General features: G+C 39.8%; 14 protein-coding genes. 5 read left to right on the top strand and 9 right to left on the bottom strand.

Features of this window, described 5'->3' with window-relative positions; all coding sequences use genetic code 11:
* Positions 1-242: 242 nt before the first annotated feature.
* Positions 243-857 (bottom strand): LysE family translocator, encoded by a 615-nt coding sequence (locus DESACI_RS10175; RefSeq protein ID WP_014827106.1) that lies wholly within the window; start codon positions 855-857, stop codon positions 243-245.
* Positions 858-973: 116 nt separating this feature from the next.
* On the opposite strand from DESACI_RS10175, the gene pdxR reads away from it, so the two are divergent.
* Positions 974-2386, top strand: coding sequence for a MocR-like pyridoxine biosynthesis transcription factor PdxR (gene pdxR / locus DESACI_RS10170; RefSeq protein WP_014827105.1), 1413 nt, complete (start codon positions 974-976; stop codon positions 2384-2386).
* Positions 2387-2407: 21 nt separating this feature from the next.
* On the opposite strand, the gene DESACI_RS10165 is transcribed toward pdxR, so the two are convergent.
* The 6 genes from DESACI_RS10165 to DESACI_RS10140 form a co-directional block, all read right to left on the bottom strand.
* Positions 2408-3265 (bottom strand): EFR1 family ferrodoxin, encoded by an 858-nt coding sequence (locus DESACI_RS10165; protein WP_427846745.1) that lies wholly within the window; start codon positions 3263-3265, stop codon positions 2408-2410.
* A 273-nt stretch (positions 3266-3538) separates the two neighbouring features.
* Positions 3539-4540, bottom strand: a complete 1002-nt coding sequence (locus tag DESACI_RS10160; protein ID WP_014827103.1) for an ABC transporter substrate-binding protein — start codon at positions 4538-4540, stop codon at positions 3539-3541.
* A gap of 122 nt (positions 4541-4662) precedes the next feature.
* On the bottom strand, positions 4663-5514 hold the full coding sequence (locus tag DESACI_RS10155) for an ABC transporter permease (protein WP_014827102.1): 852 nt from the start codon (positions 5512-5514) through the stop codon (positions 4663-4665).
* Entirely contained in the window at positions 5507-6241 is a 735-nt protein-coding gene (locus tag DESACI_RS10150; protein WP_041276421.1) for an ABC transporter ATP-binding protein, read from the bottom strand. Before DESACI_RS10150 ends, DESACI_RS10155 begins: the two co-directional genes overlap by 8 nt.
* Before the next feature lie 374 nt (positions 6242-6615).
* Positions 6616-7239 (bottom strand): HAD family hydrolase, encoded by a 624-nt coding sequence (locus DESACI_RS10145; protein WP_014827100.1) that lies wholly within the window; start codon positions 7237-7239, stop codon positions 6616-6618.
* Between the two features lie 61 nt (positions 7240-7300).
* Positions 7301-8176, bottom strand: a complete 876-nt coding sequence (locus DESACI_RS10140) for a LysR family transcriptional regulator (protein ID WP_014827099.1) — start codon at positions 8174-8176, stop codon at positions 7301-7303.
* Positions 8177-8304: 128 nt separating this feature from the next.
* Here DESACI_RS10140 and DESACI_RS10135 point away from each other — a divergent pair, with 128 nt between their 5' ends.
* From DESACI_RS10135 to DESACI_RS10125, 3 genes are all read left to right on the top strand, one after another.
* A complete protein-coding gene (locus DESACI_RS10135; protein ID WP_014827098.1) occupies positions 8305-9516 on the top strand; it encodes an MFS transporter in 1212 nt (403 codons plus the stop codon).
* A gap of 248 nt (positions 9517-9764) precedes the next feature.
* Positions 9765-10307, top strand: coding sequence for a hypothetical protein (locus DESACI_RS10130; RefSeq protein WP_014827097.1), 543 nt, complete (start codon positions 9765-9767; stop codon positions 10305-10307).
* 25 nt (positions 10308-10332) lie between these two features.
* Complete coding sequence (locus DESACI_RS10125; RefSeq protein ID WP_014827096.1) at positions 10333-10806, top strand: hypothetical protein; 474 nt, start codon at positions 10333-10335, stop codon at positions 10804-10806.
* A gap of 349 nt (positions 10807-11155) precedes the next feature.
* Here the strand turns inward: DESACI_RS10125 and DESACI_RS10120 are convergent, their stop codons facing one another.
* Complete coding sequence (locus DESACI_RS10120; RefSeq protein ID WP_014827094.1) at positions 11156-11344, bottom strand: hypothetical protein; 189 nt, start codon at positions 11342-11344, stop codon at positions 11156-11158.
* 297 nt (positions 11345-11641) lie between these two features.
* Positions 11642-13024: an MFS transporter gene (locus DESACI_RS10115; protein ID WP_014827093.1), complete on the bottom strand. Its 1383-nt coding sequence runs from the start codon at positions 13022-13024 to the stop codon at positions 11642-11644.
* 570 nt (positions 13025-13594) lie between these two features.
* On the opposite strand from DESACI_RS10115, the gene DESACI_RS10110 reads away from it, so the two are divergent.
* Complete coding sequence (locus tag DESACI_RS10110; RefSeq protein WP_014827092.1) at positions 13595-13972, top strand: hotdog family protein; 378 nt, start codon at positions 13595-13597, stop codon at positions 13970-13972.

Here is a 13972-nt window from a genome sequence, read left to right as displayed (position 1 = left end):
TCTACCACCTTTTTTACAGACTCAAAATTAATTAAATAATTCACAAACCAGAAAATCTTAGAAAATCGACAAAATATTACTAATTATGAGTCTAGCACGAACTTGCCTTAATTTCAATATGAAGCAGGAATTTAAATACTTTGCCTTTGCTTTACAAGCAAAGGGCTGCCATCTATGGCAGCCCCCATCGCAAATTCAGATTAACGGTCAATTATTTCACGAATGTCAACAAAAGAATTAACCTATAGAGAACTAGCTGCCAGATTAATTGCAAAGACAATGAAAATGATTCCAAAGACCTGAGAAATACCTTGCAACCGTTTGGGCGATTTTGCGACAATAGTTTTCACTGACCCTGCCAGTATTCCATAGCCCGCAAAAACGATAAAGGTCAGCAGCATAAATACGATGCCGAGCAGAAAACTCTCTCTTATATAGCTCTGGCTGTTGCGGCTAAGGTATTGGGGCAAAAATGAGAAAAAGAACAGCGTAAGTTTTGGATTTAAAAGATTAATTAGAATTGCTCTGCGTATAACAGTCCCTGGGTTTTCTTCTTTAATTGTTTCACCAAGATCTAATTTCGTTTTTGATAGGAGCATCCTAACTCCAAGATAAAAGAGATACAAGACACCGGCCATTTTAAGTACAAAGAAGGCCTGTTCACTCATCCTTAACAATACTGATGAAAATCCTATACTTATCATTAGATGAGGAAGAATACCGGCTGTACAGCCTAGGGCAGCGATGGCACTTGCCTTTTTACCTTTTGTTATGCCTGTAGAGATTGTGTAAATAACCCCGGTTCCAGGAAGCAGAATTATGATTAATGAAGTTACTATAAATGTGTATATGCTCATACATTTCCTCCTCTGTGTGATTAATTCCATTTTTATGATATACTGTAATCTAAAAAAACGGTTCATAAAAGTACCGCTTAATATCATTTTTTATAGAACCACTCCGAGGAGAAGCGATGATGTATATTAATTTAGATCGAAACAGCACTATTTCTCTCACCAGACAAATCTATAGTCATATACGAGAAGCCATTTTGAATGGAACACTAAAGCAGTTTGAGAAACTTCCATCGACACGAGAAATGTCCCATTCTCTTAATGTAGCAAGAAATGTTGTTATTGAAAGCTATGAACAGCTTACCGCTGAAGGCTATATATATACTAAAAATGGGGCTGGAACATACGTCAACGATGGAATCTATTTTGAACGAACAGCCACCCTTTCTTCCCTAATTAATCGAAAGGCAATTGAAAACCGGCCTAATAAAAATGTCATTAGTTTTCGCACAGGAATCCCCGATTTAGCCTCTATTCCTATAAAAAAATGGGGGCAGCTCTATAAATCCATTACCTTGTCAGTATCACCCCTGCACATGGATTATCAAAGTTCTAAGGGCGAGTATGAGCTAAGATATCAGCTTTCAATGTATTTGCGGCGAGCACGCGGAGTAAATACCTATCCAGAGAATGTTCTCATAATAAATGGGGCTGCCCAAGCGTTTAGTTTGTTGAGTCGGCTTGTCTCAGACGATGGATACGCATTGGTAGAAAATCCCCTTAGCTATGGCATACTTCATACTTTAGAAAGTAATAAGGTGAAAATAAAAACAATTCCCGTTGATGAATTTGGAATGGAGACAGCAAAACTGCCTAATTTTCCACCTGAATTAATATTTACAACCCCAAGTCATCAGTTTCCAACTGGAGTAATTCTGCCAATCAAACGCAGGATTCAAATGATCCAGTACGCAAGAAAACATAACTCCTACATTGTTGAAGATGACTATGATAGTGAATTTCGATTTGATGGAAGTCCAATACAGTCCATGCAATCACTTGACCCAACGCGCGTAATTTATGTGGGGACATTTTCCAAAACACTTATGCCGTCATTGCGCATGGGATACATGGTATTGCCTGATGCTTTGTGTGCTCAAATGGAAGAAACTAAGTATGTAGCCGATTTACATTCTCCCATCCTTGAACAGCTTACTATGGCCAAATTTATTGAAGCAGGTTTTTTTGATATGCATATTAAGAAGATGAGAAGTATTTATTTAAAAAGGAGAAATCATTTGATCAAATGCCTTAAAAATGCGTTCGGTGATACAGTTTCAATTTCTGGAGCAGAAGCAGGAATGCACTTAGTAGCAACGTTTAAAGCCATAAATTTCAATAACTTAGTAATGCATAATATCGAAGACAATGATCTGCAAATTGTACCGATCAGTAAACATTATCTGCTTGATGAAACTAATAAGGTGCTTAAACACCCTTATAATGATTCTCTAATTTTTGGTTATGGAAACACAAATATTCTATCCATTGATGCTGGCATAAAGCGACTATATACAGCGTTATCATCGTAATTAAACAAAGTTTTAGTTAAATTAACCCCTCTCCAAAGACGAGATGGATTTATTGTTCATTAAATCTTTTAACTTAACTTCTGGGTTATGATACCTTGGATAAGCAGGTGTCTTTTTCCCATACTGCAACGATTCTTTTGGGCACCACTGTATACATGCTAAACACTGTTCACAATGATTATGCCAAGTTAGTTTACCGTTACGAATATCAATATTATGAGTCGGGCAAATATTAAGGCAAATAGAACATTGATTGCAGTGGTTGTCGACCCAGAATTTTACGTCCATTTTATGAACGTATGGAAAGGTTACTTTGTATAAACCAGTAAACACAACTCTTTGCCACAAAGGACCTTTTTCAACCGGCATTTTGACTCTGCTCTGAACCTTCTCGGCAATTAAGGATAACTTTAATTGAGCTGCTTGAAAGCGCTCATTTTGTTTATCCAGTGAACCAGGACCTCCCCAGGGTATGTAATTAGAAGGCATGATAATTGACCAGCCGCTGGATAATGTTAAATCCTTTGATTCCATTACCTTTTTTAGCTGTACCAACGTATTAGAGACTTGACCGGCATTATTAGCAATAGCAAAAATATAGTCAGGTGAAATAGTCTTCAACTTATCCAGAAAGGATAAAACCCGTCGGGGTACGCCCCAAATATGTACTGGAAAAATCAAACCTATTGCAGATGAATGGATCGTTTGTTTTTGTATATCCCAATCTACCATGGAGATAAGCTCGGCATTGCCTATCTTGCCTGCAAGAGTTCGTGCTAACCACAAGGAATTGCCGGTTCCGGTATAATAAAAAATGGTAGACCGTGTGAATTGACTGTTTTCGTTGCAATTCGAATCTGATTTTGTCAATAAAATCACTCACCTCTATTAAGATATTTCATTCATTTTATTAAGTTTTACTTCTCCTTATTTTAACCCATTTGCGCAGTTCATGCCTACTAATTTCCTAGTACGGTTCACTTTTCCACAGCCCATCGACTCGTCACTGACGGCATCTTTTCTGCAATCAATATAAATGGCTCAGCGAATTAATGCTGAACCATTTATATTTAAATATTAGATCTGAAACATATCCGAATCTTAATGAAACGTATGCTTTCAAGAAATTAATTCATCCCTGCTGGAAAGAACTTATTTTATAGCCTTGATTGCAGTCTCGGCGAATTTTGTGTTGACCACTTTTTCATAAGGAGCAATCTGTTTAAGTTCTCCAGCATCCTTAATAATCTGCTGCAGGAGGTAAAAATCCTTTTCCTGAAGAACAGGATTTTTCTTATAAGTGTTCTGTTCTTTATAGCGTTTAATAGAACTGGTCAAAATCTCCTCATTCTCATCCGGGAATTGGGGCTTGATAGCCTTGGCGATCTCTTCGGGAGAATGTTTTTCAACCCAGATCTGACCCTTATAGATGGCGTTTGTGAATTTTTGAATGACATTTGGATTTTTCTCAATATAACTCTTCCTGGAAAAATAGGCTGTATACGGAACTTCGCCGCTCTCCTTGCCTAAAGAAGCTACAATAAAGGATTTGCCTTCTTTCTCCATGACGGATGCCGTGGGCTCAAAAATAATTACATAATCCCCTTTGCCTCCCAGAAAGGCCCCTGGCATTGCCGCAAATTGTATCGTTGTGTCAATGTTAACATCTCGACCTGGGGTAAGACCGTTTTTACCCAAAACATACTGGAGAACAATAGCCGGCATTCCGCCCTTGCGTCCGCCTATAATGGTTTTTCCTTTCAGATCACTCCATTTGAAACCGGGATCAGGCTTTCTGCCCATCAGGAACGTCCCATCTCCATTGGTAAGTTGAGCAAACACAACACTATTATCTTCTTTGCCTTCATTATAGACATACACACTAGCCTCAGGTCCGGCAAAACCGATGTCCTCTTCCCCAGATAGAACCCCAGTCATAACCTTATCCGCTCCCTGACCGTTTGACAGTTCGATATCCAACCCTTCTTCCTTAAAAAAGCCCTGAGTCATAGCAACATACTGGGGGGCATAAAAAACAGAATGAGTCACCTCAGAAAGTTTGACCTTTGTTAGCCCGTTTTGAGTGCCACAGCCGGAGATCACTATAGAAAGTCCCAAAAGTAAGACACTAAATATTATAATTAATCGTTTCATAATGGCTCCTCCCCCTTTTATTATAGAAACTTATGTACAATATTAAGTTTCATAGTACCTTTACATGCCGCTTCAGCAGCACCAGCAGATGGTGAAAACATCATTCTTTGGAAACAGCTGCTCTAATATTTGAGATCATTATTTTTTACAAGCAATCTTTCAAGATAAACCACCCCCTGATACATGATAGCGGCAGCTACTCCAAGAATTATTACACTGGTCATAACCAGGTCTAACCTGAAAACCTGTCCTCCGTAAATGATAAGGTAACCTAACCCGGCTTTGGAAACCAGGAACTCTCCCACGATTACTCCAACCCAAGACAAACCGACGTTAATCTTTAAAGCATTAATTATGGTGGGGAAGGAAGCTGGGAGCACTACTTTTGTCAGAACCTGAAATTTGTTCCCGCCAAAGGTTTGAACCAGTTTGATCTTTTCTTGATCAATCCCCCAAAACCCGTTGAGAACCTCTAAAATTGTAACAATAAGAGAAATCGCCAGAGTCATGACAATAATGGCTGCCGGACCCGCTCCGATCCAGACGAGAAACACGGGCCCAAGAGCGATCTTAGGTAAACTGTTGAAGATAACCAGATACGGTTCAGCCACTTCGGATATAAATTTTGACCACCACAGTATGACAGCCAGGAATGTCCCCAGGAGTGTGCCTAAAGTAAAACCGACGATAGTTTCCAGACAGGTAATACCGATATGATAAAAAAGCACTCCCTCCTTATATAACTGGACAATTGTTTTTATAATCCTTGAAGGTTGGCTGGTAATAAAGGGATCAATAATTTTAGCATCCGCCATAATTTCCCATAGGACAAGGGCTAAAACTAAGAGGATAACCTGAGTCATGCGAACTGAGATTTTACCAAACCTCACCCTACGTAAGTATTCCTGATGTTCCAACGAAATGGTTAAGGCTTGGGAAATGGCAGGAATGTTCTCTTCATCATCTTTAAACATGAACATCCAGCTCCTTCCATATCTCCTGAAAATAGTGCCGAAATTCAGGGGCTTCCCTGCAAGTTAAAGGAGTCCGGCTGCTGCAGCTTAACTTAATCTCATGGATGTTCTTAACCATTCCAGGTCTTTTGGAAAGAACAATAATCCGATCGGCCATACTGATACTTTCTGAAATATCATGGGTAACCAAAATAGCGGTTCTATTTTCCTTTTTGATAATGGAATAGATATCATCATTGACGGCGAGCCGAGTCTGATAATCCAGGGCGGAAAACGCTTCATCCAGGAGCAGAATCTGCGGATCCGTTACTAGAGTTCTGATCAGCGCCGCCCGCTGCCTCATCCCGCCGGAAAGCTGATCTGGGTATCTGTTTTTGAATTCATAGAGCCCGTAGGTTTTAAGAAGAATCCGGGCTCGCTCTTTAGCCTCTTGGGTCACAGCCTTGCGGATTTCCAACCCAAGCATGACATTTTGCCAAATGGTTCGCCAATTGAAAAGATGATCCTTTTGCAGCATATAACCAATTTTTCTCGAGGTCCCCGTGACCTTTTCTCCATTTAGCCACACTGTTCCTGAGCTAGGAGAGAGCAAGCCGGATATTATCGATAAGAGTGTTGATTTTCCACACCCGCTGGGACCGACAATGCTCACAAATTCCCCATCCTGAACCGAAAATCCAATGTTTTTAAGAGCCGTAATTTCCCCGTTCAGGGATTGATATTTCATGCTGATGTTATGTACCTCGACTGCATTCAATGTCACTCCCCCCAGTCTTAGATTCTTTAATATTGTATTGGTAGAGATCTAAAGCTGTGAGTGATTCCAAAATAAAGATAAGCCTCCACCTGTTTTGAATAAATAACAGAATGAAGGCTTATAAAATGTGCAAAGCCCAAGATTAACAGGTTACCACGAAATCGAACGATTGCATGTATAACCCCCATTTGGGCTATTTTAACTTTTCTTGAATAACATTAAATATTTTTTGTTTCTATTTCGTCAGACATGCCGATCGAAGTCTCGCCTCAATCCCGACCGGCATGTCATTTACTTTTTGCAGAGAAGACTCCCATTCTCTAAAGTATCTCAAGGTTGTAGGATTAGAATAAAGTTAATAATTCTTCAAAACGATCGATAGCATAATCATATTCTTCAACGTTACCAAAGCCGTATCTTGCATATACAAATGGAATTTCTGCAACTTTTGCTGACTCTGCATCTCCATTTGTATCTCCAACATAAATTGGCTTTTTAAGCTTATTTCTTTTCATTATGATTTTATTGTTTTCCCCTTTTGATAGTCCTGTCACACCCCAGCACTCAAAGTCAGTGAAATATTTACTTAAATTATGCGCCTTAAAGAAACATTGTATGTAGCCATCCTGACAATTACTAACTATGAATAACCTGTAGTTTTCTGATAACTTTTTAAGTGTCTCTTCCAATTTTGGAAATAAAACTCCACCATGTTCACCAAGATGTAATTGTTCCACTTCACAGAACTCTTCCAATAATTTACTTTGAAAATCCTTATCTAAGTCCGGAAATAATTTTTTGCTTATTTCATCCATTGGTAGCCCCATGCATCCCTCCATATCTTCAGGAGTTATAACCTTTGTTATGTTTGGATAGTTTGCTAATACTGTTTTCCAGGCCTCACAAATTCCTTCTATTGAATTCCAAAGAGTGCCATCTAAATCAAAAATAATACTATCAATACTCATTTTTATTACCCATCCCTATTTATAAAATCTCAATTAAATAACGTGCTCAACCTCAATTGGATCATTTTGACGAATCTTTGATAAAGGACTTAAATCGAGTTAGCGCAGGTGACGAATACCCCTGAGATCTCCAGATCATGTGAATGCTAAGAGTACATCTTGGATTACGCACTCCAATGAGTGAAACCTTTTTCAGATCAATCCCCGGAAAGAGCGGAATCAGAGCAACGCCAAATTTAGCACCGACAAGCCCGGCTACTGTTCTTTCATCAAAGGCCTCGAACGACATTTTGGGCTGGAAACCGGCATTATTGCACAGTTTCTCAACGATATCACGAAGTGCAGTTTGAGGTTTATAAAGAACAAAGGGATCATTTGCCAATTCGCTCAAATCAATCTGCTCAACGTTTGCCAGCCTGTGATCTTTAGCAACTATTAAGTATAGCTCCAGCGTCATTATATGTAACGAGCTAAAGTCTTTAAACGGTTGCTGTAGTGTGCAGAAGGCCACGTCAACTTTAGCTGATTCCAGCTGATTCAGTATTTGATTGGAGGTATCTTGAGTTAAATGAAATTGAATTCCGGGTGCTTCATTTTGAAACTTACCGATTAATTCCGGGATAAAACTTGATCCGAGCGGTTGAATAAAGCCAAGTGAAAGCGTACCATGCATGGGATCGACCATATGGTCGATTTTTTTCTTTGCCTCATCTATTTCCCCCAGTGCCCGATTGACATGTTCAAGAAAAAGTTCTCCGTAGCGATTTAAAACGACACCACGACTTTTTCTTTCAAACAATGGAACTCCGATTTCTTCCTCGAGCCGGGAGATTGTTCGGCTTAGGGCAGATTGTGAGAGAGTTAATTCTTCTGCAGCTTTTGAAAAGTTACAGATGCTAGCTAGGATTTGAAAATATTTGAGTTGATGCCAGTCCATCTAATTTCCCCCGCGAAAAAGTGATATTACAATTATGCATTAAAATTATGCGGAATACAATTTGTTTCGCATACCTGATTGGAGTTACAATTTAAAAGTTGTGACTAATAGAGGAGGCAAAGTTGAGTATGAAAGAAAAATTATGGACGAAGGATTACTTAAGTATAACGACTCTCAGTTTTTTTATTTTCCTGGCTTTTTATGTGTTATTAACCGCTCTCCCTTTATATTTGGTGGGTACACTCCATGCAGGCGCAGACAAAGTAGGACTGTTGGTGACACTGTTCTTGGGGGCAGCTATCATTATTCGGCCTTTTGCAGGTCGATGGGTGAGTAACGGCGCACAAAAGCAAATCCTTGTTTATTCCGCAGTGGCCTTTTTCATAGGAACGTTGCTTTATCCCTTTGTAGCAAAGAATATTTGGGCGTTACTTCTGCTGCGGGTTTTTCACGGGATGACGTTCGGTGTTATTACTACAGCAAAAGGTACCATTTGCGCAGAACTCATTCCAGCTTCACGGCGAGGAGAGGGATTAAGCTATTTTTCCCTAGCAATGAGCTTAGCGATGGTATTTGGTCCATTTATTGGTCTGAAATTCGCCGCTATCAATGCTTACAACAGTGCTTTTATTACGTGTATGGTTATATCTGTGGTGACGATTGTTCTGGCTGTAATTATCAAAGTTCCGGACACAGATGACGCAACAAAAACACTTTCAGAGAAAAGTAAATTTTCATGGAATGACTTGTTTGATAAGAAAGCCGCCCCTTTTGCTTTAGCGACATTTATTTTAGCCTGTGCTTATTCGGGTATTTCTGCCTTTTTAGCTCTATACATGAAGGGTTTAGGTTTAGCGTCTTTGGCTAGTTCATTCTTCCTGATCTACGCCGGATTAATTATGATTTCCCGCCCGTTTACTGGACGTTGGTCAGACCGATTGGGGTCAAAAATTATTGTTTATCCTTGCTTTGTTATCTTCGCGATAGGAATGTTCTTGTTGAGTCAATCCCACGCAAGTTACTTATTCCTAATCGCCGGCGCTTTGATTGGTATCGGTTATGGCTCAGTCACGCCAATTTTACAAACTCAAACTATCAGTTCAGTAGAACCACACCGGGTTGGTATAGCAAACTCCTTATTCTTTAATTCGATGGATGCCGGTATGGCAATCGGCGCCTATGCCCTAGGGATCATGGCCAGCGGTTCGGGATATCGATCCATTTATGTAGCCGGAGTGGTACTGATTATCGTCACTGGACTTCAATATTTAGTACTTACTCACAAGAAAGAAATTCTTGAGATCCAGGCCGAGCTTACTAGTGAACTTGTAGGCAAATAGAAAATATGCCAATCTAATACCGAGCTATCATGTCCTACAACCCAGATAACCACTGGGTGTAGGATTATTTTTTTCACCTGTTTTTAGTAGTAGCGGATACTTCATTAAATTACTTATAAGGCAGGAAACATGAAAGTTGTAGGTTTCTATCCTATCCATTAAATCCTTATAGATTAAAACATGGGAATAATTACATTACTTTTTAATTATCATTAGTGAAATACTATGATGAAAGGAGGTTCTGCTAAGTGAAAAAAATTAAGGATCGTATTACTCTTAGTATTCTCGCTGGGGGTATCGGAACACTAGTAATGACGTTAATCGATAATTTATCAATACTTATAGGAATCTCTCAACGCTCGTATCGTACTACTGCTGCCGGAGTTTGGGTTTCTTCCCGGAAAGAAGCAGAAAGTCGGCAAGGTCAGCTTTTAGGCTTTTTGATGAGCACAGGTTTGGGCATGGTTGGAGCTTTCGGTCTCGTTAGCATGTTAACTAAATACGGTAGAGATATGCTTTGGCCTAAAGGTCTATTTTTCGGTGTTTCGTTTGGAGCCGTCATCAATGCGATACTAAGTGGTCTTTCGAATAATAAAGTAAAGCCTAAAGATGCGTCTAGCAATTTGTCCTATTTAGTCTCTAATGCGGCATTTGGTATAGCTACTGCCTTTGTCACATCAAAAATGGGGCACGATTCCCTTTTTGATGCGGTACCGGTAAATGATCGGGTCAAGCCAACAGAAAAAACAACTGAAGAATTAAAGAAAAGTGATCTTACAGCGGCGGAATAAGGAACAGTCAAGGAGGATAGGATTAGTGACAAAAATTCGTGATAGGATTATTCTCGGTATTATTTCCGGTTTAATCGGTGGTGTCATAATCACTTTAATGGATTACATTTTTTTGATAAAAGGAGTTGTTATAACTTCTCTACATGAAATGGCGGCTAGAATTTATATTAATAGAAAAGAAGCCAAAACACCCTTAGGCAAACTACTCGGAGTTATAATAAGCATGGGTTTTTCCGTCGGAGGGGGCTTAGTCATGACGGAGTTATTAACCCGATCGGGTAAGGAGAATCTTATCGCGAAAGGCATCTTTACTGGAGTGACTTCAGGGGCAATCATTCCTGCTCTCCTTAGTGGGTTAAATAAAAATAAGATTAAGGCCAAAAATGCAAGCACTCACTTATTTTATTCTTTAGCTCACGCTGTATACGGGATAGTCGTCATTCTCTGTTGTGTTAAGCTTGGTCACCCGTCATTATTCGATGAATCTCCTCCAAATTAGAAATGACCCTGAATATATCTGTTTAGTGATAACTCATCAGGAAAGGACATCCCCGTGGAACTTGTATAATCTGATACACAATTAGATAAGATAGTGTTCTGACCGCCTTGTTTATCCAGATAAATAGTCTTGGAATAAAACTTAATATTGTCTAATTTGTTGCCTACGTATAGTATTTGACCACCATCAACTATCTGTTTACCAGAAGTGATAATAACGCCATTATCTAATTGAATATTGTTAGTTTCTCCTTCGAAAGTATACACTTTGAGCTAATACTTACATTAATCAAAATTGCATTTTAGATATTCTTTTTAAAGGAATACCATCCAACGTGCTTTGAGCAAGTCTAATTTAACTTTTCTTGAATATCATTAAGTATTTTTTCGATTTTATTGAGTTTTTTAACATGCCACACAACGAAAGTAACTACGATGATAGGTATTCCGAGAGGTACTAAGAGTGAGAGTATAATTGGAAACGTTGGGTCAATAATTGCTGGGAAAATAAACATTTCTTTTTCTCCCTTCAACACCATACTCAATGCCACCATAGTCTTAACAGTAAGAAATCCGTTTTTAATACGGGCGTAAGAATAACCAGAATCCAGGTGATTATACAAAATCAGTATATGAACTAACCTTTGGTTAATCTGGATAAAATTATATCATAATTTTTACAGGAATATTCTTAAGGTTCATTGATTACATACAACTATCTCTTCTGTGTTAAACGGATCTGGAGAAATAATAACCGTTCAGGGAATATAGGTTCTCATAGATATGCTCAGTTCTAAGGCTAAGGAACTGAAAGCGTACTTTAAAAACCGTAATCATTAATCCCTTGTAACTACTGCCATTACCATTTTTCTCTTTTCTAGCCGTCTTACATACAAAGCTAGGAAGAATCCGCCAAGAGCGAATACCGCCGCAAGCAAGCTTGCGGCCGTGAATCCGTTGCTGGGTGCAGCAGACAGAGAGTATACTCCGGAGAAGAGTGAAGATCCGATGCATCCCGCGATCTGGAAGCCAGTGCTCATCACTGTAACACCATGAGGATTGAGTTCCGGAGTAAGAAACGAAAGCGCAAAGCTCTGCACAGGACCGATAATTAGAGCCGAACCACAGATGACGGGAATATAGAGGGCAGCAAGAAGTACAGGGGATCCCGTATTTTTGGCAAGGGCCAGTGCAAAGGTACAGACACAAATTAGAACAAACCCCAGAGGCAAAAGAGCCTTTACACCGTACCTATCATATACTCTTCCCGCAATCGGGGAGACCACACAGGAGAGCAGAATTGCAGGGAAGAGCGTGAGGGAAGAGTCAAGAGCCGATGCTTCGAGCGCACTCTGCATAAATACCGGTATAACGATGTTCATGGCGAAAATGACCACAAGCGAAATCATGTTAATAATTACGCCAATTGCAAACGGCTTGACCGACAGTGGTCTGAGGTTAATGAGCGGCTCGGAAAGTTTATTCTGACGTGCAATGAATGCAATCAGGCAGAGGATACCCACAACGATCGCAATCAGGGCAATCAGAATGTTGCCGGAAAAGATTGTGGATACACCATAAAGGATGCCGATCAGGGCAAAACCGACCTGAATGGTAGAAGCGAGATCGAGTTTGGGATGCGTAAGTTCGGCGACATTGCTGAGCAGGCAAACTCCGCAGATGAAGCAAATTGCGGACAACGCTGTGAACACCCAGAACAGCATATGCCAATTAAAGAAGGAAAGCAGGACACCGGCCACGATGACGCTTGACGAAGGTCCCAGGGTTGTCATGGCGCCCATGATACCCATATAAGTCCCAAGCTTGCGTTTCTGAGCAACTTCCAAAGTTATATTCATCCCGATGGGGATCAACATGCCGGTGCCTATTGCTTGGACGATGCGTCCCACAAGCAGCATGGGAAAGTTTACAGCAAGGGCGCCGATTACACTTCCTGCCACGAGCAAACCAACACTAATCAGATACAGACACTTCGTCGGCACGCTTCGATACAAGAAAGCGGACACAGGAACCATGACCGCGGCTCCCAGCATGTAGGCGGTCGCGAGCCATTGAACTGTGGAGACCCCCACTCCCAGATTGTCCATGATTGGGGAGAAAGCGACATTCAGAAAAGTTTCGTTGAATGTTGCCAGAAAGGCAGAAAAGGCCGCAATGAACACAATCGTTTCAGGCTTGCGTGCAGATACATAGACCATAGTAATACCTCTTTCTATTGAGTAATTTGATACTTTTTTTAACGATAGTCATTGAAATATAAATCCGCTTATGTCATAAATCGCTCCTTTCCAATCTAAAACAAAAGAAACGGCACACATTAGCAGGTACGTAATTTAAATACGATCCTTGCCTAACGTGTGCCGTTATATTATCGAATAACATATTGCTCTTTTACAGTCAAAAACGACACACGTATCTTGTATGTACCGTAATCAGATTTACGAGCCATGCTCTACGTGTGTCGTTTACATTTGCTATTAAATTACTTAATTATTTTAGAGAAATTCAAGACAAAAGTCAAGACTAGATTAGAGAGAAATATTAGAAGGAAAGGTTTTCTCTCGCTGTTAGCCGTTCAAAACCTCACATATTCTTACCTACTAGCCAATAGCTTTTTCCTCTCTGTACACTTTACGTCTTGATTTAACGGATGCCATCCTCTGTTGCTCATAGTCCCAAAGTGGCTTCATAAACGGCAAAACGATCTATTAAATAAGTCGGAATTTTTATATAATTATAACAAACAGTTGTTTAGGGGAGGGGATTTTATGATTTTAAAGGTAGGAGACGTTTTTACTTATCAAAAAACTTTTACAGAACAAGAAATTTTACAGTTTGGAGAACTTACTGGAGATAAGGGAAACCACCATATTGAGCGTGATAGTCAAGGTAGGCTTATGGCACAGGGGTTGCTTACTGCTTCTGTTGGGACAAAAATCGGCGGTGACTTAAACTATATCGCAAGAGAAATGGTCAGTGAGTTCATTCGCCCAGTCTTTTCGGGAGACACAATCGCTTGTGAACTAACTATTATAAAAGCCGATAAAAAAGAGGGTTTCACAGAAGTCGCAATGAAATCCGTTTATAAAAATCAACAGGGTAAAGAGGTACTTATTGGAAAAAGTTACGGAATTATTCGTGATTAG

The organism is Desulfosporosinus acidiphilus SJ4, from assembly GCF_000255115.2.
Lineage (GTDB): Bacteria > Bacillota > Desulfitobacteriia > Desulfitobacteriales > Desulfitobacteriaceae > Desulfosporosinus > Desulfosporosinus acidiphilus.
This window is presented reverse-complemented; position numbering and strand designations above follow the sequence as displayed.

Bases quoted from the DNA above. Each gene is read 5' to 3' on its own strand.
- DESACI_RS10160 (WP_014827103.1), bottom strand. From the start codon at position 4,540: ATGAAACGATTAATTATAATATTTAGTGTCTTACTTTTGGGACTTTCT.
- DESACI_RS10115 (WP_014827093.1), bottom strand. From the start codon at position 13,024: ATGGTCTATGTATCTGCACGCAAGCCTGAAACGATTGTGTTCATTGCG.
- DESACI_RS10155 (WP_014827102.1), bottom strand. From the start codon at position 5,514: ATGTTTAAAGATGATGAAGAGAACATTCCTGCCATTTCCCAAGCCTTA.
- DESACI_RS10140 (WP_014827099.1), bottom strand. From the start codon at position 8,176: ATGGACTGGCATCAACTCAAATATTTTCAAATCCTAGCTAGCATCTGT.
- DESACI_RS10110 (WP_014827092.1), top strand. From the start codon at position 13,595: ATGATTTTAAAGGTAGGAGACGTTTTTACTTATCAAAAAACTTTTACA.
- DESACI_RS10120 (WP_014827094.1), bottom strand. From the start codon at position 11,344: ATGGTGTTGAAGGGAGAAAAAGAAATGTTTATTTTCCCAGCAATTATT.
- DESACI_RS10145 (WP_014827100.1), bottom strand. From the start codon at position 7,239: ATGAGTATTGATAGTATTATTTTTGATTTAGATGGCACTCTTTGGAAT.
- DESACI_RS10175 (WP_014827106.1), bottom strand. From the start codon at position 857: ATGAGCATATACACATTTATAGTAACTTCATTAATCATAATTCTGCTT.
- pdxR (WP_014827105.1), top strand. From the start codon at position 974: ATGATGTATATTAATTTAGATCGAAACAGCACTATTTCTCTCACCAGA.
- DESACI_RS10135 (WP_014827098.1), top strand. From the start codon at position 8,305: ATGAAAGAAAAATTATGGACGAAGGATTACTTAAGTATAACGACTCTC.
- DESACI_RS10150 (WP_041276421.1), bottom strand. From the start codon at position 6,241: ATGAAATATCAATCCCTGAACGGGGAAATTACGGCTCTTAAAAACATT.